28 protein-coding genes are annotated in these 24,191 nt (G+C 30.6%); 2 read left to right on the top strand and 26 right to left on the bottom strand.

What is annotated here, in order from left to right; translation table 11 throughout:
• Position 1: 1 nt before the first annotated feature.
• The 23 genes from FHS04_RS03575 to FHS04_RS03465 form a co-directional block, all read right to left on the bottom strand.
• Entirely contained in the window at positions 2–775 is a 774-nt protein-coding gene (locus FHS04_RS03575; protein WP_106680659.1) for a DUF4292 domain-containing protein, read from the bottom strand.
• Positions 775–2,139, bottom strand: a complete 1,365-nt coding sequence (locus FHS04_RS03570) for a tetratricopeptide repeat protein (protein WP_106680662.1) — start codon at positions 2,137–2,139, stop codon at positions 775–777. Before FHS04_RS03570 ends, FHS04_RS03575 begins: the two co-directional genes overlap by 1 nt.
• Before the next feature lie 56 nt (positions 2,140–2,195).
• A complete protein-coding gene (locus FHS04_RS03565) occupies positions 2,196–3,215 on the bottom strand; it encodes a sugar phosphate nucleotidyltransferase (RefSeq protein ID WP_106680664.1) in 1,020 nt (339 codons plus the stop codon).
• A gap of 77 nt (positions 3,216–3,292) precedes the next feature.
• Positions 3,293–3,583: a GIY-YIG nuclease family protein gene (locus FHS04_RS03560; RefSeq protein WP_106680666.1), complete on the bottom strand. Its 291-nt coding sequence runs from the start codon at positions 3,581–3,583 to the stop codon at positions 3,293–3,295.
• Positions 3,584–3,643: 60 nt separating this feature from the next.
• Complete coding sequence (gene dut, locus FHS04_RS03555; protein ID WP_106680668.1) at positions 3,644–4,078, bottom strand: dUTP diphosphatase; 435 nt, start codon at positions 4,076–4,078, stop codon at positions 3,644–3,646.
• A 6-nt stretch (positions 4,079–4,084) separates the two neighbouring features.
• Positions 4,085–5,539 carry an oligosaccharide flippase family protein gene (locus FHS04_RS03550; RefSeq protein ID WP_106680670.1) on the bottom strand — a complete coding sequence of 485 codons (1,455 nt, stop codon included), beginning with the start codon at positions 5,537–5,539 and terminating at the stop codon, positions 4,085–4,087.
• A gap of 53 nt (positions 5,540–5,592) precedes the next feature.
• Positions 5,593–6,051, bottom strand: a complete 459-nt coding sequence (locus tag FHS04_RS03545; protein WP_106680672.1) for a hypothetical protein — start codon at positions 6,049–6,051, stop codon at positions 5,593–5,595.
• Positions 6,052–6,070: 19 nt separating this feature from the next.
• Positions 6,071–6,541 carry a hypothetical protein gene (locus FHS04_RS03540; protein ID WP_106680674.1) on the bottom strand — a complete coding sequence of 157 codons (471 nt, stop codon included), beginning with the start codon at positions 6,539–6,541 and terminating at the stop codon, positions 6,071–6,073.
• A gap of 107 nt (positions 6,542–6,648) precedes the next feature.
• Positions 6,649–7,509: an ATP synthase F1 subunit gamma gene (gene atpG / locus FHS04_RS03535; protein ID WP_027879274.1), complete on the bottom strand. Its 861-nt coding sequence runs from the start codon at positions 7,507–7,509 to the stop codon at positions 6,649–6,651.
• 74 nt (positions 7,510–7,583) lie between these two features.
• Positions 7,584–9,164, bottom strand: a complete 1,581-nt coding sequence (gene atpA / locus FHS04_RS03530; protein WP_027879275.1) for a F0F1 ATP synthase subunit alpha — start codon at positions 9,162–9,164, stop codon at positions 7,584–7,586.
• A 41-nt stretch (positions 9,165–9,205) separates the two neighbouring features.
• A complete protein-coding gene (atpH, locus tag FHS04_RS03525; RefSeq protein WP_106680677.1) occupies positions 9,206–9,742 on the bottom strand; it encodes an ATP synthase F1 subunit delta in 537 nt (178 codons plus the stop codon).
• A gap of 7 nt (positions 9,743–9,749) precedes the next feature.
• On the bottom strand, positions 9,750–10,250 hold the full coding sequence (locus FHS04_RS03520; RefSeq protein WP_027879277.1) for a F0F1 ATP synthase subunit B: 501 nt from the start codon (positions 10,248–10,250) through the stop codon (positions 9,750–9,752).
• An 88-nt stretch (positions 10,251–10,338) separates the two neighbouring features.
• A complete protein-coding gene (atpE, locus tag FHS04_RS03515; RefSeq protein WP_004569351.1) occupies positions 10,339–10,527 on the bottom strand; it encodes an ATP synthase F0 subunit C in 189 nt (62 codons plus the stop codon).
• Between the two features lie 37 nt (positions 10,528–10,564).
• The gene (gene atpB, locus FHS04_RS03510) at positions 10,565–11,689 is read right to left on the bottom strand and encodes a F0F1 ATP synthase subunit A (protein ID WP_106680679.1); all 1,125 of its coding nucleotides are present in this window, start codon (positions 11,687–11,689) and stop codon (positions 10,565–10,567) included.
• A 129-nt stretch (positions 11,690–11,818) separates the two neighbouring features.
• The gene (locus FHS04_RS03505) at positions 11,819–12,190 is read right to left on the bottom strand and encodes a DUF6168 family protein (protein WP_106680681.1); all 372 of its coding nucleotides are present in this window, start codon (positions 12,188–12,190) and stop codon (positions 11,819–11,821) included.
• Positions 12,190–12,417, bottom strand: a complete 228-nt coding sequence (locus FHS04_RS03500; RefSeq protein WP_027879280.1) for an AtpZ/AtpI family protein — start codon at positions 12,415–12,417, stop codon at positions 12,190–12,192. Before FHS04_RS03500 ends, FHS04_RS03505 begins: the two co-directional genes overlap by 1 nt.
• Positions 12,386–12,775, bottom strand: a complete 390-nt coding sequence (locus FHS04_RS03495) for a bactofilin family protein (protein ID WP_106680684.1) — start codon at positions 12,773–12,775, stop codon at positions 12,386–12,388. The genes FHS04_RS03500 and FHS04_RS03495 overlap by 32 nt, the downstream gene beginning before the upstream one ends.
• Before the next feature lie 12 nt (positions 12,776–12,787).
• On the bottom strand, positions 12,788–15,340 hold the full coding sequence (porW, locus tag FHS04_RS03490; protein ID WP_221184954.1) for a type IX secretion system periplasmic lipoprotein PorW/SprE: 2,553 nt from the start codon (positions 15,338–15,340) through the stop codon (positions 12,788–12,790).
• A 137-nt stretch (positions 15,341–15,477) separates the two neighbouring features.
• On the bottom strand, positions 15,478–16,185 hold the full coding sequence (locus FHS04_RS03485) for an ABC transporter ATP-binding protein (protein ID WP_106680686.1): 708 nt from the start codon (positions 16,183–16,185) through the stop codon (positions 15,478–15,480).
• 20 nt (positions 16,186–16,205) lie between these two features.
• Entirely contained in the window at positions 16,206–17,681 is a 1,476-nt protein-coding gene (locus FHS04_RS03480) for a DUF5687 family protein (RefSeq protein ID WP_106680689.1), read from the bottom strand.
• A gap of 54 nt (positions 17,682–17,735) precedes the next feature.
• The gene (locus tag FHS04_RS03475) at positions 17,736–18,425 is read right to left on the bottom strand and encodes a hypothetical protein (protein ID WP_106680691.1); all 690 of its coding nucleotides are present in this window, start codon (positions 18,423–18,425) and stop codon (positions 17,736–17,738) included.
• Positions 18,426–18,428: 3 nt separating this feature from the next.
• Complete coding sequence (locus FHS04_RS03470) at positions 18,429–19,151, bottom strand: hypothetical protein (RefSeq protein WP_106680693.1); 723 nt, start codon at positions 19,149–19,151, stop codon at positions 18,429–18,431.
• Entirely contained in the window at positions 19,151–19,489 is a 339-nt protein-coding gene (locus FHS04_RS03465; RefSeq protein WP_027879287.1) for a PadR family transcriptional regulator, read from the bottom strand. The genes FHS04_RS03470 and FHS04_RS03465 overlap by 1 nt, the downstream gene beginning before the upstream one ends.
• Positions 19,490–19,600: 111 nt before the next feature.
• Here FHS04_RS03465 and FHS04_RS03460 point away from each other — a divergent pair, with 111 nt between their 5' ends.
• A complete protein-coding gene (locus FHS04_RS03460) occupies positions 19,601–20,659 on the top strand; it encodes a ferredoxin--NADP reductase (RefSeq protein WP_106680695.1) in 1,059 nt (352 codons plus the stop codon).
• A gap of 187 nt (positions 20,660–20,846) precedes the next feature.
• On the opposite strand, the gene FHS04_RS03455 is transcribed toward FHS04_RS03460, so the two are convergent.
• Together FHS04_RS03455 and FHS04_RS03450 are read right to left on the bottom strand one after the other, a co-directional pair.
• Complete coding sequence (locus FHS04_RS03455) at positions 20,847–21,863, bottom strand: glycosyltransferase family 9 protein (protein WP_244906300.1); 1,017 nt, start codon at positions 21,861–21,863, stop codon at positions 20,847–20,849.
• 23 nt (positions 21,864–21,886) lie between these two features.
• The gene (locus FHS04_RS03450; protein WP_027879290.1) at positions 21,887–22,495 is read right to left on the bottom strand and encodes a DUF4254 domain-containing protein; all 609 of its coding nucleotides are present in this window, start codon (positions 22,493–22,495) and stop codon (positions 21,887–21,889) included.
• Positions 22,496–22,606: 111 nt separating this feature from the next.
• Between FHS04_RS03450 and upp the strand changes: the two genes are divergently transcribed.
• Entirely contained in the window at positions 22,607–23,266 is a 660-nt protein-coding gene (upp, locus tag FHS04_RS03445) for a uracil phosphoribosyltransferase (protein ID WP_106680698.1), read from the top strand.
• Here upp and FHS04_RS03440 read toward each other — a convergent pair.
• Positions 23,255–24,178 (bottom strand): DUF6427 family protein, encoded by a 924-nt coding sequence (locus FHS04_RS03440; protein WP_146131322.1) that lies wholly within the window; start codon positions 24,176–24,178, stop codon positions 23,255–23,257. The genes upp and FHS04_RS03440 overlap by 12 nt on opposite strands.
• Positions 24,179–24,191 lie beyond the last annotated feature (13 nt).

Raw genomic sequence — 24,191 nt, 5'->3', positions numbered from 1 at the left:
GTTATAATTCTATTTTTTTATATCCTGAAGGAATGCTAAACGGAAAACGTACATCTTCATTCAAATCTACAGATTTTAATTCTAAATTAATCACTAGTTGATCTTCATTTTCTATAGCAAAAATCTTTGTTTCTGAAGGTAAAGTTAGGTTGTCTACTTTTTGATAAGATAAATAGTCTATTTGTAAAATTCTACGTTCTTTAGGTTGTGCAATTTGCTGAGAATCCATTTTAAAATGACTTGGGTTGAACATTAAAAAAAGCTCGAATAAATCGCGTTGTTTTTTTGGTTTTAATTGGTAAGATTTGTCAAAAATATCAATCTCATAATCTTTATCATTTAGTGAAAACATAGACTGACCTAATAGCATATTTTGTACTTTTTGAAAATCTAATTCTGTCCCTAAAAGATTACTTAAATACGTAAAATCGCCATCAAAATAAGTGTTATCTAGTTTGTTATAAAATGCGACTCTTGTTGGTGTTATTAGTGCTTTTACTAACCCTAATTTACTCATCCAAATGGTTTTATCTTTTTCTATACGAAGACTAACGGTTGTTCCTTCAGATTTATTCTTTTCTATGTATTCAATTTTCATTTTACCTACTAAAGTCTTAAAATCTGATTCTACTTTTTCGGTTTGTTTAATTAATTGTTTTGCTGTTAATCTATTGTTTAGTTCGCCATTAGCAACAATAGTTTTGGCTGATTTACAACCAACAAATACAAATAAAAATAGTATTGTATATAGAGAAAATTGAGTTTTAATAGTCATTAATTAGATAATTGTAATTTTTTTGCTTTATCACTAAACGTTTTTGCTTTATTTAAATTGTTTGTTGCAGTATAAGCTTTGGCTAATTGATTATAAAAATCGGCTTCCATTGGTTTGTCATCAATAATGTAATCTAAGCCCATTTCTAAGCTTTCTATAGCTTCTTTAGGTCTGTTTAAATAGTTTAATGACACGCCATGAGTAAGATATAAAACTGGTTGCGATGGGAAAATTTCTATACCTTCTTGGCTACGATCTGCTGCTTGTTTAAATTGTTTTAAATCTATGTGAAGAAGTATTATATTTCTTAATATCCCAAAGTTTTCTTCTTCTTTTTGAAGTGCTTGTTCGTAAAAACTTATTGCTTTTTGTTTTTCGCCTTTAAGTAAATAATATTGAGCTAACTCTACCAACGTTTTACCACTAGATTCAATTTTTGTTAGCATTGAAGTTACATCTACTAAGTCTTGCTCGTATTGTTGATTTTTACTGACAAATTTTACAAAATCTGCTAGTACTTTTATTTTAGATTCGGGATTAATTTTTGAGCTTTGTAAAGCAATTTTCATAGAATTAATTGCTTTATCGTGGCTACCTTCATCTAAATAAAATTTATATAATGCTAGATGAACAAGTTGGTTTTTTGGATTAATTTCTAATAGCTTTTTTGCTGTTTCAAACGCTTTTTTCTTGTCGTTATTTTCGCTGTAACGATAGATTAATCTTAAGTAAGTTTCTTCAGATTCTGGATTTTTATCTACGCGTTCTTCAAGATTTTCAATTTGATCTTTTTTTCTACCTGTTGCGTTGTAAATGCGGTTACGCAGTAAGTCTCTATCGTCTGTAATACCGTATTCTTCATCTAATTCGTCAAGAATTTTTAAAGCGTCTTTAAAATTTCCTGTTTGCACATAAATGTTTGCTAAATCCTCTTTATAATCTGGATGGTATTTTACTAATTGCCTTACGGTTTTTATGGCTTTGTTATATTCTTTTTGCTGAATGTAAACATGATACAGCTCGTCTAAAACCCATTCGTTATCAGGCTCTATTCTTAACGCATCTTTTAAGGCATCTTCGGCTTCTCCAAAATTTTTAAGCTTGTTGTAGTTTTTTCCTAATTGATAATAAATAACCACATGAGAATCGTCTAATTCTAAGCAACGTTTTAAGTTATCTACAGCACGGTCATAATTTTCTATACCGTGTTGTTTCATGGCTTCGTAGAAATTATTTTGAAATTCGTCTTCAAAATTTCCTAAGTCGTCATTTGGTGTTTTATTAAAATCTACTTGGGCATAGTTAATCTGCGGAATGGATAACATTCCGAAAAGGAAATATAAGATGTAAAGCGTTTTTTTCATCTAAATAACCTTTTGCTTAAGGTTTAAGTGACTATTTATTTTAATTAGGTCAATAATTATTCCAAAACAGAATAATCGCCAATGCTAATTTTGGTAAACTTACCGTCGTACTTAACGTGGTTACCAATCATAGCTTCGTCTAAATTAGCATTTTTTATACTAGTTTGGTTTTGTATTAAACTATTTTTAACGGTTGAGTTTTCGATAACACAATTATTACCTACAGAAACATATGGTCCAACTGTTGCGTTTTTAAGCACTACGTTTTCTCCAATATAACAAGGTTCTATAATTGTTGAATTTTCATTTTTTACAGAGTCTGAAACTAATTGCTCTTCTCCATCTGCTTGTAAAAAGCCTAACATACGTTGGTTTGTGTCTAATGTTATGGTTTTGTTTCCGCAGTCCATCCACTCACTAACTTCGCCTGTTTTAAAGACTTTTCCGTCTGCCATCATGCCTTTAATTCCGTCGTTAATTTGATATTCGCCACCATTAATAATATTATTATCTAATACTTTTTGAAGTTGATCTTTTAATTGGCTTACTTCTTTAAAATAGTAAATACCTATAACTGCCAAATCGCTAACAAATTGTTGTGGTTTTTCTACAAGCTCTATAATTTCCTTTTTGTCATTTAATTTAACAACGCCGTAAGCTTCTGGTTGATCTACTTGCTTTACCCAAATTACTGAGTCTGCTTCTGGATCTAAATTAAAATCTGCACGTATTAAAGTATCTGCATAAGCGATTACTGCTGGTCCTGATAAACTGTCCTTTGCACACATGATAGCATGACCTGTTCCTAAAGGTTGATCTTGACGATAGATTGAGGCTTTTGCACCTAAACTTGTCGCTAAATCTGTTAAACTGTCTACCACATCGTCTCCAAACCAAGCTGGATCACCTAAAACAAAAGCAACTTCGGTAATTGGCTGTTTTAAGACCTTTGCGATATCTTTTACTAATCTATGTACAATTGGTTGTCCTGCAACAGGAATTAATGGTTTTGGGACTGTTAAACTATGTGGTCTTAGACGAGATCCTCTTCCCGCCATAGGTACTATTATTTTCATTTTTTTATGCCTGCGAAAGCAGGTATCTTTTTTAATTAAACTTATTTTTTGGGTTTTAGATTTCTTTTTTCAGGAATTTATTCTCTTATTTTATTAAAGTTAAGATTCCAATTCAGACTCAAATCTGTCCAGTTAGGATTCATTTCTTCTATTAACTCAATTTTCCAGTTTCTTTTCCATTTTTTAAATTGCTTTTCTCTTTTTTCAGCAATTAATCCATTATCATATTCTTCAAAATAAACTAATTTATCACAATTGTATCTAGCTGTAAATGATTTAGGGTATACTTTTAACTTATGCTCCTTAATTCTTTCGCCTATATTGTTGGTTACACCTATGTATAAAACTCCATTAGGTTTATTTGTCATAATTATAGACGTACCAAAGTTTCATTTTTACTTGCTTAGAGATTCCTGCTTTCGCAGGAATTATTTAACACCTGTACTTCCAAAACCGCCTTCTCCACGAGACGTTTCAGAAAGTGTTTCTACTTCAATCCATTCGGCACGTTCGTGTTTTGCAATTACTAACTGTGCAATACGCTCGCCGTTTTCTATCGTAAAATCTTCGTTAGAAAGGTTGACAAGGATAACACCTATTTCTCCTCTATAGTCTGCATCTACAGTTCCTGGTGCGTTTAAGACAGTTATTCCTTTTTTTGCTGCTAAACCACTTCTTGGTCTTACTTGCGCTTCAAAACCTATTGGTAACTCAATAAATAAACCTGTTTTAACTATAGTACGATCCAAAGGTTTTAAGGTTATTGCCTCATCTATATTTGCTCTTAAATCCATTCCTGCAGATGCTATGGTCTCATAGTGTGGTAAAGCGTGATTAGATTTATTAATGATTTTTATTTGCATGAAATGTTATTTGAGTAATTTTTTAATTTCATTTTTTTCAAGTTGATAAACTATGCCTAAAAGTACAATTATTGCAGTAAAACCAATAAAATAATTACCTCTAAAATTATAAAAATAGATGAAAGAGAAACTAATCGACACCAATAAATAAATGACTATTTTCTTTAAATTGTAAGGAATTGGATAGTATTTTCTTCCGAAGAAATAAGATAAAAACATCATTAAACTATAAGCGCAAAGTGTTGCTATTGCAGATCCTTTAAATCCTATTTTAGGTATTAAAATGTAATTGATTAACAATGTAATTACTGCACCAAAAACCGAAATATAGGCGCCATATTTAGTCCTGTCTGTAATTTTGTACCAAACGGATAGGTTATGATAAATACCAAGACAAAAGTTTGCTAATAGGATAAAAGGCACTATCCACATGGCGTCATAATAAGCTTCACTTCTGATAATTATAGGTTTTATTATATCTGCAAAAACAACTACCGTTACTAAGATAATTGCCCCAAATGCAATAAAAAACTCTAATATTTTGGCATAATTTTTTTGTGGATCTTTAGTTTTTGAATGGCTAAAAAAGTAAGGCTCTATACCTAACCTAAAAGCTGTTGCAAAAAGTGTCATAAACAAGGCTAGTTTATAACATGCAGAATACATACCTATTTGGTCATCTGCTATATTTTCTGGCAATAATTCTTTTAAAAGAATTCGGTCAAAGGTTTCATTTATAGAATACGCAACGCCTGCAATAAGCACAGGTAAAGCATAGTTCATCATCTTTTTCCAAAGTTTAATATCTATTTTAAACTTCACTTTTCTATAAAAAGGTAATAACCAAACCAACGTTAATGCGCTTGCAATGACGTTAGAAATGAAAATATAATTGATTTCAAATTTTGGTTTATAAATAGAATTGAAAATTGAGTTAGTTTCGGCTAAATCTTTTAAGTAAACTAATAAAAATACATTTAATCCTAAGTTTACAGCTACGTTTAAAATCTTAATTATAGCATATTTTGTAGGTTGACTTGTAGCTCTTAACCAAGCAAATGGTATAATTACTAATGCGTCTAAAAGCAATATTAAAAAGACTAAGTTTAAGTATTGTAAGTCAATTTCAATTAAAGATGAAATTTGATTTCTGAAAAGAAAAGCAATACCTAGAACAGCTAAACTACTTACTGTTAAAGATGTTGCTGATGTATTTAAAACATTTTTTTGATTTTCTTCTTTATTAAAAAATCTAAAAAACGCGGTTTCCATACCGTAGGCTAAAACCACATTAAATAAAACGAAATAAGCAAAAATAAAAGATACTTCGCCATATTCAGCTCTTGATAACACTGAAGGATCTGTATATAATGGCACAAGTATAAAGCTTAACATTCTGGGTAAAACTGTTGCTAAACCATAAATAAATGTTTGCTTAAAAAGAGATTTAAATCCGCTCAAAAGGTTGTTTATTTTGACCTAAATGTATTGAATTTGTTACAGTAATAAAAACATTAATTAATTGGTGGTCCTTCTGGATAGTAAACACCTTCTTTTTCTTCTATATTTGAAACCTTATAATACTTTGTTGTACCATTTTCTATATAACTAATTACACATTCTCTATTTTCTAATTGAAAAGGAAAAAAACCTTTAGTTGTTAGAGCGTTACCTTCTTCATTAGTTAATCTTTTAGTTAATCGAGAAAAATATTGACCTTTTAAAGGTGTTAGTTTTCCTTTCATTTTTCTAAAGTACACACTATCCATTTTAATACTTGAATGGTTTGGATAAAGGTTAGAAAAATAAAGGTTGACACCAGAGCTACCAATAGCTACACCTGTTGTCCAATGCTGTAAATACGTTTTAGTTAATTGAATTGGTGCTTGTTTTTGTAATGCATATTTAGAAGGTGAACAATTACAAATACAAATAAATAACGCAATTAGTGTTATTGATTTAAGGGCTTTCATAATGTAAGTAGGTTAATAATTAATTTTGTTTTGGTGGCGTACTCGGAAAATACTCGGTTTGTTTTTCTTTTATATTATCAATTTTATAATACTTCTTTTTATCGTTTTCGGTATAAATGATAACGGCTTCATTTTCTTTTAAATCGAAAGGAATTTCTGCTTCTGTTTTAGGAGAGAAATCTTCATTTTGATTAGCTTCAGTTAAAATACGTCCTATAAACAGATTTGGATTATTTGGTTTAGTTTCTAATAAAACTTTATGCCCTCTAAAATATAAACTGTCTAGTGCTATATTAGTCTTTAAGTTAGTTACAGGAATAAATATATTAATACCTGATCCGCCATTTTTAACTCCTGCAACCCAGTTTTGATAATAAGGTTGTTCTATTTTAAAACTTACACTATCTTGAAGTTTTTGGACACTAGAGCATTGTAAAAAAAATGCAAATACTATAAATGTAAACGTGATGTATTTAAAAAAGTTAATCATGAGCTTAGTTTTTATAAATATAACAATCAAATTGTATTCCATAAAAAAAGCCTTATCAAAATTGATAAGGCTTTTTATTTTTTATAATTGCTTTGAGTTTAGCACTATTAATTATTTAATGCTTCTGCACCACCAACAATTTCTAATATTTCATTAGTAATTGCTGCTTGACGTGCTTTGTTGTAAGTTAATTTTAATTGATCTCTTAACTCTGTAGCATTATCTGTTGCTTTATGCATTGCTGTCATACGTGCTCCATGCTCACTAGCAAAGCTATCTCTTACACCTTTATAAAGCTGAGTTTTTAAAGATTTAGGGATTAACTCTTCTACTATTTCGGCTTTAGAAGGCTCAAAAATGTAATCTAAATTAACGTTTTCATCCTGTTGTATTGGAACAATAGGTAAAAACTGTTCTGTCATTACTATTTGTGTTGCTGCATTCTTAAATTTGTTGTAAACGATTTCAATTTTATCAAACTCGCCTGTAACAAACTTATCCATTAGCATTTGTGCTATTTCTGCAACGTTATCAAAAGTTAGATCGTCATAAATATCACTTTTGTTAGCAATAACAATTCCTTTTTTTCCAAAAGCGTCATTAATCTTTTTTCCTATTGCTAAAACAGATACTTCTTTACCTGCGTAAACATTATCTATCAAATTGTTTGTTTGTTTGATAATGTTAGAGTTAAAAGCACCACATAATCCTCTATTTGAAGATATTGAAACTATTAATACTCTGTTTACTTCACGTTGGTCTGCAAATTTACTTCCTGCATCTGCTTCTAAAGTTGCACTTAAGCTTTGTAAAAGCTCTGTTAACTTGTCTGCATAAGGACGCATTGCTGTAATAGCGTCTTGGGCTTTCTTTAACTTTGCAGCAGATACCATTTTCATAGCACTGGTTATTTGCATTGTTGAAGATACCGAAGATATCCTATTACGTATTTCTTTAAGATTTGCCATTTTTTAGTAATTAGTATTGAGTATTCAGTAGTGAGAAAACTTTCTATCTCACTACTCAATACTAAAATCTATTATTATGCTTTATATTTAGCTGAAAGGTCTTTTGCTACTGCAGATAATGTATCTGTAACCTCGTCAGTTAATTTTCCTGCTTTTAAAGTATCTAAAACATCTCTGTGTTTAGCATTTAAGAACTCGATGTAATCTCTTTCAAATTCTTTCACTTTTTCTACAGGTACATCTCTTAATAAGTTTTTAGAACCAGCGTAGATAATTGCTACTTGGTCTTCTACTGTATAAGGATCGTTTTGTGCTTGCTTTAAGATTTCTACGTTACGCTTACCTTTTTCAATTACATTTAACGTTGCAGCATCAAGGTCTGAACCAAACTTAGCAAATGCCTCAAGCTCACGGAACTGTGCTTGGTCTAACTTTAATGTACCAGCTACTTTCTTCATTGACTTAATTTGCGCAGATCCACCTACACGAGATACCGAGATACCTACGTTAATTGCTGGACGTACACCAGAGTTAAATAAATCTGACTCTAAGAAAATCTGACCGTCCGTAATAGAAATTACGTTAGTTGGAATATATGCAGAAACGTCTCCAGCTTGTGTTTCGATAATTGGTAAAGCTGTTAAAGATCCACCACCTTTTACTACTGGTTTTAACGATTCTGGTAAATCGTTCATGTTTTTAGCAATATCATCATCTGCAATTACTTTTGCAGCACGCTCTAATAATCTTGAGTGAAGGTAGAAAACGTCTCCTGGATACGCCTCACGTCCTGGTGGACGACGTAATAATAAAGATACCTCACGGTAAGCAACTGCTTGTTTTGATAAATCATCAAATACAATTAAAGCTGGTCTACCAGTATCTCTAAAATACTCACCTATTGCAGCACCTGTAAATGGCGCGTAAACTTGCATTGCAGCAGGATCTGATGCATTTGCAGCTACAATAGTAGTATAAGCTAAAGCTCCTTTTTCTTCTAAAGTTTTAGCAATGTTTGCAACTGTAGACGCTTTTTGTCCTACTGCTACATATATACAATATACAGGCTCTCCTGCATCGTAAAATTCTTTTTGATTTAAGATGGTATCAATACAAACTGTTGTTTTACCAGTTTGACGGTCACCAATTACAAGCTCACGCTGCCCACGTCCTACAGGAATCATGGCATCTACAGATTTAATACCTGTTTGTAATGGCTCGTTTACTGGTTGACGGTAAATAACACCAGGCGCTTTACGCTCTAATGGCATTTCGTAAGTATCACCAGCGATAGGTCCTTTACCATCAATTGGATTTCCTAATGTATCTACTACACGACCAACAATACCTTCACCTACTTTAACAGAAGCAATACGGTTAGTACGTTTTACTGTAGAACCTTCTTTTACTCCAGTTGATCCTCCTAATAATACAATACCTACGTTGTCTTCTTCAAGGTTTAGTACAATACCTTCTAATCCTCCTTCAAATTCTACTAACTCTCCGTATTGAGCATTTGATAATCCGTAAGCACGTACAATACCATCTCCTACTGTTAATACTGTTCCAACTTCGTCTAATGAAGCACTTGCTTCAAAACCAGATAGTTGTTGTTTTAAGATTGCTGATACTTCAGCTGGTTTTACTTCTGCCATCTTATTTAGATATTAGATGTTAGATTTAAATCTAACTATATTTAATTTATTGTAAATTCTCTTTTTAATTTGTTTAGTTGGTTAGCAATACTTGCGTTGTATTGTGTATCTCCAACTCTTAAGATGAAACCTCCTAAAATGTTTTCATCTACTATATTTGTTATTGCTGCTTCTTTACCTGTAAGCTCTTTTACTTTTGCTTGTACTTTATTTTCTAACTCTTTTGTTAAAGGTACTGCTGTTGTTACTTGTGCTACTTGGCTGCCTTTTTGTTGCTCAAAAAGGGTTATAAAACTTGAAGCCACTTCTGGTAATAGAGATATACGCTTGTTAGCAATAAGTACATCTATTAAATTAACTGTTGCTTTGTTAGTATTTTTAAAAACTTCTAACAATGCCGATTTTTTTACAGATGAACGTATTACAGGACTGTAAAGCATATCTTTTAAATCTTTACTCTCAGCAACAGTATTTTTTATTAGCTCCATATCTGTATTTACAGCATCTGCTGTATTACTTTCTGTAGCTAAACTTAGTACTGCTTTTGCGTAACGTATTGCTGCTCTTTCTCCTGCCATTTTTTGACTAGTTTAATTTTGCGTCTCCTAACATAGACTCAACTAATTCTATTTGTTTGTCTTTGTTAGATAATTCTTGACGTACAACTTTTTCTGCTATCTCTAAAGATAATCCTGCTACTTGACCTTTTAGCTCAGCCATAGCAGATTTCTTTTCGCTTTCTATTGCTGCTTGAGCTTGCTCTATAATTGTATTAGCTTGCTCTTGTGCTTCTGTTTTAGCGTCTTCAATCATTTTTGTTTTTAACTCGCGTGCTTCTTTTAACATTGCTTCACGTTCTGCACGAGCTTCTTTTAATAACTTATCGTTGTCTGCTTGAAGATTTTGCATTTCTACTTTTGCATTCTCTGCTGCTTCTAATGCGTTTTGGATACCATCTTCACGAGATTGTAATGCATCTAAGATTGGTTTCCAAGCAAATTTTCTCATTAATACTATAAGTATTACTAAGATTACAGCTTGCATTATAAATAAACCTACTGAAAAATCGTTTAATAAAGTTTCCATTTGATATTGATTACTTCTTTGTGTTTGTTTAATTTAAAACAGCTTCTGCAACCAACCGTTGCAGAAGTTGTCTTGTTTTGTTTTAGGATTATTTTCCTAAGATTAATGCACCGAATGCTAAACCTTCTAATAAGGCACCGATGATGATCATCGCAGTTTGGATTTTTCCAGCTGCTTCTGGTTGACGAGCAATACCTTCCATTGCTTTTCCACCGATTTGACCTAAACCGATTCCTCCACCGATTACGATTAATCCTGCTCCAATTAAATTGTACATACTAATTGATTTTAAATATTAATTAAACAAATTCTTATTAATGATGGTCATGCTCTTCAACCGCCATACCTATAAATAACGATGATAACATCGTAAAAATAAATGCTTGTAAAAAGGCTACCAATATTTCGATAACCGAGATAAATAATGCTAACACTAAAGACATACCTGTAGATGCTACTGGTCCAAATGCTTCTTTCATTGTTATCATTAATGCTATAAGACTCATTACAACAAAGTGTCCTGCTGTCATGTTTGCAAACAAACGAACTAATAAAGAGAATGGTTTAATTAACACAAATCCTACTAATTCTATTACTGCTAATACTGGTCTTAATATTACTGGTACTCCTGGCATCCATAATGTATGCATCCAGAAATCTTTGCTACCACTAAATAAATAGATTACTGCTGTAAATATTGCTAAACATACTGTTACAGCAATTTGTCCTGTTACGTTAAATCCTAATGGCGTTAATCCTAATAAGTTTAATATCCAGATAAAGAAGAACACTGTTAATAAGAAGCCCATAAATTTACGGTACTTTTTCTCTCCAATATTTGGCTTAGCGATATCGTCTCTTACATAGATTACTAATGGTTCTAATACACGACCTATACCAGTTGGGATGTTTTTTCCTTTTTTGTAGCCTTTTGCTAAACTACCAAAACCTAAAATCATTAATAATCCAGCTAGCAACATACCAAACACACTTTTAGTTATAGAAAAATCTAAAACTTTGTGTGCATTTGTTGGGTGATGTGCATCATCAAAAGCAACAGTTGTTGCACCATTGTCTAACTCGTATATTTTACTGTGTAATTTCACCAATCTAGTATCTCCTTTTTCTACGATTACTTCACCGTTATCGTCATGATGAAACTCTGAAGACATAAACGTCTTTAACCCATTACTTGTCCAAACAATTACAGGTAATGGCATACTCCAATGTTTTCCTGTTTTATTATTAGTAAACAAATGAAAATCGTGAGAATCTTTTAAGTGATGTTGAATATACTCTTTAATTTCTGAAGGTGTATCAATTGTATTACCGTTGTGGTCTTCTTGATGAGACTGGTTTGTATCTGCTAATGAAACAGAAGTTATTAATACACAGAATAATGCTATAATTAATTTGATAGATCTTTTTGCAATCATCATTTTTTCGCCTAATTAAAGTTTTGCCTTTAAATTTCGTGCAAATGTAAGCATTTATTTAAAAATTTAAAGCTTTTTTTTATTTTAAAAAACAGCTTTTTTTTTTGAGTTAAATAGCTGATTATATAAGCCTTATTTATTAGTTAGTAGTTTACCTACTAATAATGCTTCAATAATTAAAAAAATAAATAAAGGAACCACCAAACTTATTCTTTCTTGTAGCGCTTCTAATTCTACCGCAAAGACTGATTTTTGAAAAATTAACACAAATGCTCCTATTTTAAAACACATTAGCATTAAATAGGCGTAACCTACTTGATTTGGTAGTTTGGTAAAAAGAAATTCTATTATTAAATATACTATTATTGCAGATAGTGCATGAAAAAGATAGACACTAAATAATGAGTACTGAAGCTGAATATCTACTAGTGATTTATTTAGTCCGTAACTAATAAAAAAAGCAGCTATTATTATAGCTACAGATATTATAATACGTTTTAGCATTATTTTTTGTTTGTAATTTTTATAACTTGATAGATAACCGAAAACATTGCAACAGCAACTGCAATTAATGTTACTACCTTATAATAGATTTGATTGGTTGTGTTGTATTTTTGGTCAAGCCACTCGCCAAGCTTGCTTCCTAAGTAAATGGTTAATCCCATTTGTAAAGCAATAGAAGTAAACTTTATGTATTTATTAGGCTGTTTTTTGTTGTTTTGATTTGCCATTTATATCTTTTACAGAAGATTTCATCTCACAAGTTACATTAAATGTTGCTCCTGGCTCTACTGCTAATTTTTCGGTAACAACATCTCCTTCTATATGTGCTGTAGATTTTAATGTTAATGTACCTGTTAATTCTATTGTACCGTTTAGTTTTCCTTCAAAATAAGCATTGCTACATGATAACTTACCTGATATTTGACCATCTTTACCTACTACAACCTTACCTGGTGTTTGTATATTTCCTTCAATAATTCCATCTACACGTAAGTCGCCTTCACTAAAAAAATCACCTACAATTTTAGTTCCTTTTGCTATTATATTTTGGATAGAAATATGTTCTTGATTTTTGTTTTTCTTCATAATTAAGGGAGATTATTGATTTGCTATATAAGTGTCTAAGTTTTTATGTATTTGGATAATCTGGTAATTTTCTTGCGAAATTCCAAAAAATGGTCTATCTATTTTCTTTTTATCCTTTTCTTCTACAATATTAGCAAACCCTTTTGCGCCATCTATACTTTTTATACCATGTACTACTAAAAATGTTTTATCTTTACTATAAACATCTACAGAGGTTGATAAATCGTAGTAAGATATCTTTTCTATAACTTTATCTAGTGTTTCTTTAAACTCTTTTAGCTCTACTTCTTGTTTTTTATCAAATTGATAGACTACTTTAAAGTTTTTAGATACATCATTTGGCACAAATATTTGTTTACTTAAAGACTGTAAACTATTAATTAGATTTTGTGCTTTTATACCTTCTTCTGTGTTAGCATAATCTAATGCTATTTGGTTTAAGGCATCCATGTAAGCTGTGTAACCATTTAATCTACCGTTTGCTGTTGCTTTTAGCAATTCAAATTTTGGCACAATTGGATCGCCGTCAAAGTAGTTTATATATTGGTCACTATCTTCTATAACAGATTGATATTGTTGCTCTTCAAGTTTTTTATAGGTTTGCTCGTAAAGATTTTCTGGGCTTCCTTCATTGTCTGCAACAGCTTGATTTGGATTCTGTAAAATAAAAGCATATCTAGAATCTGGATAATTACTTATTATATCTTGCTTAGTAATTTCAGCTTCATTTGTTTGTCCTAAAATTTCATAGATTTTATACAGATTATATTTTGAAGGTAATATTAAACGTTCTTCTGGTGCACTTTTTAATAAGGTTGTGAATTTTGTTTTTGAAAGCTCGTATTCTTTAAATTTCTCTTTATAAATTAACCCTAATTGATAGTATGCATAATTTCTTTCTTTCATTAAACTATCAATGTCTTTATCTGTGCTTGGTAATTGTTTTAAGTAATAATCTGGAGAGAATTTCTCGTTTTCAGAATTATTTTCTATTGCAGAAGCAATTGCATCTTGAGAAGCAAATCCACTTCTACCATTACTTGACCAACGCCAATTATCTTCATTACTTCTTTCTCCCCAAAGTTGTTCAAATTGGTTTTTACCGTAAGCGACAGTTTCTTGATTGTAAAAATAGAAACTTGATGCGTTACCTGCTGGCGAAGCACCACGTGGTGGACCAAAACCACTTTTTTTGTTAGTTGTGTTTTGCTGAAAATCCTTTATACGTTTTTGAGTTTCTAAACGCTCTTGCTCTTCTTCGGCTATAGCTTTTAATTTATCTGTATAATCTTTAAAATACTGTTCTCTTTCTGCTATTGGCATGGCGACTAACTTTAAAATACTGTCGTTAGCTTCTGCAACACCTTCGTAAAAGATAACATCTTCTAAATTTTCGTTTTTCTTTTTAATCACACGGTATGGTTTACTGTTTTCTACCATATTGATTAATGTACTGTCATAGTAGGCGCCTGCTAGTTTATACTCTGTATTGTCAAAATAGTAATTACCTAAAGTTTCGTAGTTTTTGGCAACTAAAATTTTGTCTTTAGAATTGGTGCGAAGTGATTTATTGTAGTAAGCTATTGCTAAAGAATCGAATTTATTTTCTAAATGAAACTCGGCTATTTGGTGATAAATTTTATCTAAAAACGGACGGTTTTCTCGATTTTCTTCAAGTTTGGTTAAGTGTTCTAAAAATTCGATTTTATTACCGTTTTCATAATCGAAATTTTTAGATTTTTCTACTTCTGCAGCAATAAGATATTGGCGTGGTATTTTTCGGTTTAAATCTATAACCTCATCAAAAGCTATGTTTGCACTGTCTTTATCTTCTAAAGCATTGTAAAGCTGACCTTTTATAAAGTTGAAACGACCTTTTTCTTCATTCTTTTTTGTGGCTTTAGATGCTGTTTTTATATGCACAATAGCACTATCTAATTGCTCTAAATTAATGTAAGCTTGTGCCAAAGTAGATGTGGCATCTGCAAGTTGTTGGTCTTGTAAATCTTCTTGCTCTAAAAGGCGTTTAAGGTTTTCAATAGCAATTTCGTTATTTTCTAATCGCATATTGGTTTTTTCTCGCCATACCTTTGCTGTATTTATTTTATCAGAATCGCCATAACTTGATAAAATCTTATTAAAGGCGTTTAATGCTGGTACAAAACGTTGGTCAAAATAACGTGCTTGACCTAATAGTAAATAAGCTTCGTCTATTTGTGGATTATGCTCTTTACCCTGAATATTCATACCGTGTTTTTGAACGGCTTTGACAGCTTTTTCTTCAGCTTTTGTAAAATCAGAGTTTTTGGATTGTCCTGGTAAAATAACTTCTTCTCTGATTTGCATACGCTCTACAGGAAGTATGGCCCAATAATTATCAAAATAAGTAGCGTTTAGACTGTTACGTCCTTGCTCTAACGCATTGTAACCATTAAATAATGTGTTATATTCTGCAGTTACTGCGTGAAAATTACGACTTATAAAACTATCGTTTTTACGAGAGCAACTTGTAATTGTTAGTACTATAACCGTAAAGGCTAAACTTATTTTAAATGCTAATTTCAATGCGGTTGTATTTTGTGTAATACATAACTGTTTACATGCAATTTTATTATATTTTTTGCATGTAAGAGCGTAAAAATAAGCATCTTTTTTTAAATAACTTAACGCATATCAATTTACAGAGAAAAAACTATAAAATATTACACTTCTGATATGCCCGAAAAATGCGCTTCTAATTCTTTTAAAGTCGCCTCGCTAGTTTTAATATCTTTTACAACTTGACCTTTATCTAAAACCACAATACGCTCGCAAACATCAGTAACGTGTAATAAATCGTGACTTGACACTAAAACAGTAACACCTTGTTTTTCGGCTAAATCTTTTATGATTTGTTTTAACCTAATTTGCGTTGTTGGGTCTAAGTTTGCAAAAGGCTCATCAAGAATAATTACTTCTGGATTACCAATTAATGCTGCGACAATTCCTGCTTTTTTCTGGTTTCCTTTACTTAAATCGCGTAAATATTTTTTCTGATTTAATATTTCACCATGAAAAAAGTCTTCAAACTGCGCTAATAAATTGTCTACGTCTTGTTTGTTTTGTCCGCGTAAATCACCAATAAAATAAAAATATTCTTCTGGTGTTAGGTAGCCAATTAAGAAGCTTTCGTCTATAAATGCAGAGGTAAACGGTTTCCAGTCTTCACTTTTATTAACGATTACTCCGTTATTTTCTATTTGACCAGTTGTTGGTTGTATTAAATCAAGAAGTAAACTAAAATAGGTGGTTTTTCCTGCTCCGTTATTTCCTACTAATCCAAAACTTTGTCCTTTTGGAATTTCTAAAGTTGAAATATTTAAAACTTCTTTACTGCTATATTTTTTTGAAAGGTTTGTTGTCTTTATCATGATTAAAAGTGAATTTCTAGTTAATTATTTTCTTTGTAGGCAGCAATGGTTTTATATTTTTCTGCTTTGTAAATCTTCTCTATAATTTTAAACACCTTGTTTTTAAATAAAAATCCTAAAAGACCACACAAAGCCACTAACATAAACCCTAAAAGTTCACCATGTAAAAAGTGCCCAAGTGCATAGATAGCCATAGGTAATAATAACTTAGGAACAATTAATAAAAGTGTTTTTGCATTAAAAGATTTTTTGTCACCAAATGCTTTTTTATTAGAGGTCAAATCTATTGGCGTTTTTATGTATGCTCCGCCCCAAAGTACCACATGAGAATTTAAGCCAATATTATAAATTGCACCAACAACTACAGCAGCATAAGCTTGCCAGCCCCAAAACAAATAAAACGTTGCTAACACTGTAGATATTACTGTTGCAATGACCATTAAATACCATTTAGACTCTAAATAATCTTTATACTTTATATTCTGGCTCATCATTAAAGGATAATAAGCACTATCCCAACTTGGTACAAATTGGCCAAAACTGAATAAAAAACCGCCAGAGACAAAAATACCGGCAAAAATACGCCAAAAGGGTCCTTTATAGGCTTCTATAGATCCTGTAAAAAATAAGAGTCCATAAAAAATGAAAAGCACACTCATTAACACTGTAGTTTTAGAGCGCTTGTTTCTTTTAATTAATCTAATGTCGTTTTTTAAGAATGTTGCCATACTACCAAAACGGTTTAGGTAAGTAAGATTATCGTTTTCTGCAATTTTAACTTCTTTAGCCAGACCTGCATCCAAATAAAAATGAGCTCTAAAATAATTAAACGCAAGTTTGTATAATATAAAAGCAAAAATTAATGGTAATAACGCTAGATAAGGAAGGTCATAAAACCATTTAAAAAAGCCGGCTGTATATTGTGTAACATCAAAAACATCAAAATATAATAAGCCTAAAAAGGCTAATATAACTGCTAAAATGGCATAGAAAACAATATCTTTACTATTAACAAAAATATTAATAAAATTGTTTGAATAGATTAATGCTAAAATAGTAAGGTGCCAACCTAAAATATTAATTACAGGATAGTTTCCTTTTACAATCAAAACAACAGAAAATGGAATAAAGAAAAAAGCATGAATAATATTAAAAAAAGAAAACATGCTTTTAGCAATCCCAAAGTTGATAATCTTATTTTTCTTTATGGGTAGATGTAGCAATGGTTTTATTTTAATAATCGGCATTTTTTGTAAAAAATACCTAACTACTAAATCAATTAAAAGGTAAAAAATAAGGTATTGATTGATCGTTACAAAGGGATCTAAATTTAGTTCTTCTTTGATCAAAAAATAGGCTCCAACTCCGATTAATAAAAAATATAAAACCATTATCAAGCCTAAAAAACCCATAATAATTTTAATTGCTAGATTACTGCCAAAGCTGGAAGATCTTATAAAAGCTTTCCACTCTAAACTTATAAATTTACCGATCATAGATTAGTGTTTTTGGTTTGGTTTAATATGTTAGTAGTTAAAGTTGCTAATTTGTTACAAGCTGTATTCTGGATAGGTTGTATTTAACAAGTCTTCTGCTTTGTTTGGTATAACTCTAAAGCTTATATAATTAACTAAATATAAGAGTGTAAAAATTGCTGCAGTTAATAAAACTAATTTGGTATTAGATATAAAAACATCACTCCACATTGAGATATTATAAAATTGAGATAAAAAAATTATACCAATACTTCCTGCTTGTTTAAAAATAAGCTCTTCTAACAACCATTTTTTACTAGATATTTCTTTTCTTTTTCTAAACTCTCTATTAAGCTGTATACTTCTAAATAATGTCCAAATTGCTAATACACCAAATATTATAAAGAAAAAATATTTAGCATAACTTGTTTGAAGTAGTGTAAAAAAGGTAACAAATAAAGTTGCGGTTATTATTATTTTTGGGATAGAAAACCATTGTTTAAGTTCTGATAATAAATATTTGTAATAACGTTTATTCATTGCTTTTTGGCGTTGCTCTACCACATCCATAAAACCAAAAACACCAAACTTTTTAAAAGATTGATCTCTTGCTTCTTCAAAAGACAGCTTAGGGTTTTCTTGCCAAATAGATTCTATATCATTAGCTAAATGGTCTACAAGCTCGGTTTGTAAATCGTAATGATATACATAATGATTTCTTGTAAAGGCGTATAAATCTTGTAATTGTGATGGTGTTACTTTCAAAATCTAATTAGTTAATTTAGAAAAAATATTTCTGTATTTATTATAATATTTAAAGTAAGTGTTTGTACTAGACCTCATGATAGGGTAAAGTAATATTGCTGTTATAAATAATATATAATATGGTTTATTATCTTGGTCTTTATTAAGCATTACAAACAACTGAAAAACCATATTGTATAAACTCCATGCCAACATTATAATACCAGAAGACATTGTAATATTTAAAGACCGTTTTGAAACCTTATCCTTTATTGAGTGTAAAGCGCTAAAAAATAATGGTAACATTAGTAACCCTAAAACCAATGTACTTGACACTTTAGGATAAAAATTAAAACCATAGTAACTAATAATGCCAAAAGTTGTATACTCTAATAAAAACTTAGGGGTAAACATTAAGTTTTTTAATTCTTGCCAATGTGCTTTTCTTAGTTTTCGGCCTATACTTTTCTGTTTTTGTCTTTCAAATTTTTTAAAGCCATTATTATCTGCATACAATCCTTCTTTTAAAAGTTTACCATGATAAATCCCGTAAACCTCTGTACTATTTCCAAAACTTTGATGCACTTCTAATAAAGCTTCGTTAAATGAAATTCCTTCTTCTTCTATTTTTTCTTCTACTGCAGATGCAATATGATCTAATAGTTCTACACGTACATCCCAATACTTAACCTTAGATTTGATTAAGTAATTGTCTATATATTGTATTTCTTCTTTTGTAAGCTTCATTACTCTAAACCAAATTTAGGATTAACTAAAATCTGCATGGTTTTTATATACTCTTGTAATTCGTTTAATTTATTAACGGTTTCTTTGTTTCCTTTTTCTGTAAGTTTATAATATTTACGTAAACGATTATCAACTTTTTTCATCTCAACTTCCAACAAACCATCTGCTTCTAATTTATGAAGCGCAGGGTATAATGCGCCTTCTGTAATTTTAAGTTCTCCTTTAGTAATTTCTTTTACTTTTTGGGTAATTTCATATCCATACATTTTATCACTTTCATTTAAAAGCTTTAAAATAATTGTAGTTAAACTACCTTTATATAATTTAGAATTTGCCATAATTCAAATATACATAATTTTCTTATGCATAATAAACTTAGGTATTAATTTTTTATAAAACAGACCACTTTCCGTTTAGGCTTCATTATTTTTGCATTAAAATTTAAAACTATGTCTCAATTTCATACACTAAATATTAAAGATATTACACGTCAAACAGATCAATGTGTATCTATAACTTTTGCCGTACCAGACCATTTAAAGGAAGATTACAAATTTAAAGCAGGACAATACATTACTTTAAAAACTGATATTGAAGGTAAAGAAGTAAGACGCGATTACTCTTTGTGCACTTCTCCGTCAAGCGGAAATCTAACCGTTGCGGTTAAAGAAGTAGAAAACGGAACATTTTCTAAATATGCTAATCAAGTTTTAAAAGTTGGCGATACTTTAGACGTTGCGCAACCACAAGGTCGTTTTACCTTTACACCTGACACTTCAAAAACTAGAACCATAGCTGCGTTTGCTGCAGGTAGTGGTATAACACCGGTTTTAAGTATTGTAAAAACAGTTTTAGAAGAAGAGCCAAACAGTAAATTTGTATTAGTTTATGGTAACAAGACATTAAAGGACACTATCTTTTTAAATGACCTTTTAGATATACAAAATAAATATAGTGACCGATTAACTATCCAGTTTTTATACAGTCAATCTCAAGAAAAAGATGCGCTATTTGGTCGTATTGAAAAAAGCACAGTCAACTTTATTGTTAAGAATAAATACAAAGATGTAAATATTGACGCATTTTACCTTTGCGGACCAGAAGGTATGATTAATACCGTAAAAGATGTGTTAGCAGAAAATAATATAGAAGATAGTAAAGTCTTTTTTGAATTATTTACAACAACTTCTTCAGTCTCTGTAGAAGATTTAGAAGAAGTCACTGACGGAACAACATCTATAACCGTAATTGTTGATGACGAAGAAAAAACATTTACAATGTCACAACAACAATCTGTTTTAGAAGCTGCTTTAGAGCAGGATTTGGATGCTCCTTATTCTTGCCAAGGTGGTATTTGTAGCAGTTGTTTAGCAAGAGTCAAAGAAGGTAAAGCTACAATGAGACAAAACAATATTTTAACCGATAATGAAGTTGCCGAAGGATTAGTCTTAACATGCCAAGCACATCCTGTATCTTCAAAAATTATTGTTGATTATGATGATATTTAAGCGCTTTGTCGGTTTTTATTGTGTTTTATCGAACAATTCAAATCGTTGGATATCATTTTAAAGTTCTTAAACAAATCACTATAAATTAGCTAAAGATTAGAATGCTACAAATGTGTTAGTTTAAGGGATAATATTAATATGAATTAGTAGTAAAATCTAAAAAGCCTCAAGAAATTGAGGCTTTTTTTTATGCTTTTAAAATAGATTGAATTTTTTCTATAACTTCTTCTGAAGCAATACTTCCTGCAACATCCTTATAGTCTTCTGGATATTTATTACCGTAAATTGAAGTAGGTATTTTAATAAATGTATTTCTATTTGGTAATAAATGATAGTCTAACGGTTGATTAAACGCTGAAAAACCAGCATAAGGATGAGTTACGCCCCAAATTGTTAATACCTTTACACCTAACATGGCTGCTAAATGGGCATTACCAGAATCCATAGCAACCATTAAATCTAAATTAGAAATTAAATCTAATTCGTCTTCAAAATTTAGTAAACCTGCAACATTTACAACATTTTTTGAACTTGACAATTCACTTAATTGCTGCTGTTCTGCTTTAGCTCCAAATAAAAATATATTGTATTGCTCTTCTAAAGCATTAACAACGTTTTTCATTTGTGACAAAGGGTACATTTTTGAAGGATATTGAGCAAATGGTGCAATACCTATCCATTGTTTTTTTGATGGTTGTACTTGCTCTACAATTAACTTAGGAAGCGTTTTTCTTTCAGGAAACCTTGGGTTTGATAAGTCTAAAGAATAGCCTAATTTTCTAAACACGTCGGCATATCTTTCATGGGTTGTTTTTAAGGGTTTAAAACTGTCACCATTTATAAGTGCCTTCTTCTCTGCTCTACCTTTATCAATTTGCACAAACGTCTTTCCGAAAAAAAATAACTTTAAAATTTTGGTACGTAAAACGTTGTGCAAATCGGCTACTTCATCAATATTTAGCGCTTTTAGTTCTTTGTATAATTTATACAACCCAAAAACACCTTTATGCTTTTGCTTTTCGTCAAAAATAAAAACCGAAGTATTGGTTAAATCTTTAAAAAAAGGCGCAAAAAAAGGTCTAGTTAACACTGTTAACTTGACCTTTGGATGTTGTTGTGTAAATGCTCTCAACACAGGAACTGTCATAGCAACGTCGCCCATTGCAGAGAGACGTATAACTAAAATGTGTTGTGTTGTTTGCATTTCAACTTATAATTAAATTGAAATTATTTCTGATTTCTTAACACAGGATTAAGCTCATCATCATTATACATTTTCATCTGCTTATACACTTTCATGTACTTATCACCTTTAGAAATATCGTCTAAAAGTGTATCTATTGCTGTGCTTAAATCTACACGTTGCTCTAATAATACATCTAGTTTTTTCTGGCAAGCTTCTTTGTGTGCATCCGTAGCATCTTCACGAGTTGCTTCTTCATGCATGTGATAGATCTTTAATGCTAAGATTGATAACCTATCTATTCCCCAAGCTGGACTTTCAGTATTAATAGTTGCATCTGCTTTAGGTGTAACATCTTTATATTTTTCTAAAAAATAACTATCAATATACTCTACCATATCGGTTCTATCTTGGTTAGAGGCATCAATTTGTCTTTTTAATTTTAAAGCTGCGACAGGATCTATTTGTGGATCTCTAATAATATCTTCATAATGCCATTGTACGGTATCAATCCAACATTTACGGTATAATAAGTGTTCTAAAAGGTTAGATTTTTTGTCATAAGGGTTTGTAAACGGTTGATCTACGGTATTGATAACGTGGTATTTCTCTATAACGTCTTGAAAAATTTTATTGGCTTTGTCTGTAAACATATTTTGTAATTTAAGACTGTAAAATTACACATTTTAAAAATAAAAATGAGTCATACCTTAAAAGGCTTTACAAATAATAATAAATTTGTAATTCACATTAATAATTAAGTCATGATTGTTCATAATTTATCTGAAGAAAACTCTATCCTAAATCAATTTATAGCCGAACTTAGAGACGTTTCTGTTCAAAAAGACAGTATGCGTTTTAGAAGAAATATTGAACGTATAGGTGAAATTTTAAGTTATGAAATGAGCAAAACCTTAGAGTTTTCTTCTAAAAAAATAACAACACCTTTAGCCGAAATGGAAGTTAAAACTCATGACAACAATATTGTTTTATGCTCTGTTTTACGTGCTGGCGTACCTTTACATAACGGATTACTTAATTATTTTGATGCAGCAGAAAATGCTTTTATTTCTGCTTACAGACATCACAAAGAAAACCCTGAAACTTTTGAAATTGTTGTTGAATATTTAGCCTGTCCTGACTTAAATAACAAAACATTGATTTTAGCAGATCCAATGCTAGCAACTGGACAATCTTTAGTGGCTACCTACAAAGCTTTACAACCTTTTGGGACTGCTAAAAACTTACATATTTTTGCTGTTATTGGCGCTAAAGAAGGCGTTGAGTATTTAGAAAAACATCTACCTAAAGATGCCCATTTATGGATTGCTACTGTAGATGATAAATTAAATGATAAAGGCTATATTGTACCTGGTTTAGGAGATGCTGGCGACTTAGCTTTTGGTGAAAAACTACAAAACTAACAGCACAATTGGTGCTATTATTAATAGTGCTAAAAATGAGTTTTTAAACCAATTATCGGTAATCGTTTCTATGTAATTCATTATAATTACAGATAAAGGCGCGAATAAAAATATCATCTCACTACCGTTTTTATTTGGAGTAATTATAGCAATTGCAGTCGCAAACATACAAGCAACAAACATAATTTTATATGATGGTCTGTAACTTCTCATTTTCTTTTTAATAGTTGTTAAATAAAATACAGAAGACCATAACCCAAAGGACAATAAAATTGTTATTGCACCAATGAGTTGAAACGAATTGTATGCTGTATAATTAAAGCTGAAGGCTATTTTCTGAGGAAAAATTGAAAAAATATCACCATAAAATATTACTGAAACTGCAGTCAAAATGACAACTAAAGTTGCTAAACCTAACACCGGAATAAAATAATATTTTGCTTTAGATTCAGAAAAAAACAATAGTGAAATTATGATTAACGGAAAGAATAATATGGACCAAAAATAAAAGACACTAGCTAGTCCTATTAAAAATCCAGAATCGAATAATTTTTTAATGATTTCTTTTTTAGACCTAATGCTTATCATTCGGCGTAAAGCCATCAAAATAAACATATTAGAAACTATAATTTTATAAGATATAAATGTTTGTGGTACTGCTAAAACAAATAAAGCAAACACTAAAAGTTCTATATTACTTTGCTGTGATAGACCATTTTTTACAACAATAAAATGAAGCAATAATACTGAAAAAAACACTATTAAAAACATGCTTATTTTAGTACCTAAACCATAATTTACCGATAGACTGTGAGCATACTTAAATTCTAATATTAAAAGTGAAGCAAGTAGCACACAAAACACTATTAAAAAATTAATTGGTTTGGATTTACTAAAAATTGTTGTAATCATTAACTCTTTTTGT

Origin of the sequence: Mesoflavibacter zeaxanthinifaciens subsp. sabulilitoris (assembly GCF_014191595.1) — a bacterium.
Classification (GTDB): domain Bacteria; phylum Bacteroidota; class Bacteroidia; order Flavobacteriales; family Flavobacteriaceae; genus Mesoflavibacter; species Mesoflavibacter zeaxanthinifaciens.
This window is presented reverse-complemented; position numbering and strand designations above follow the sequence as displayed.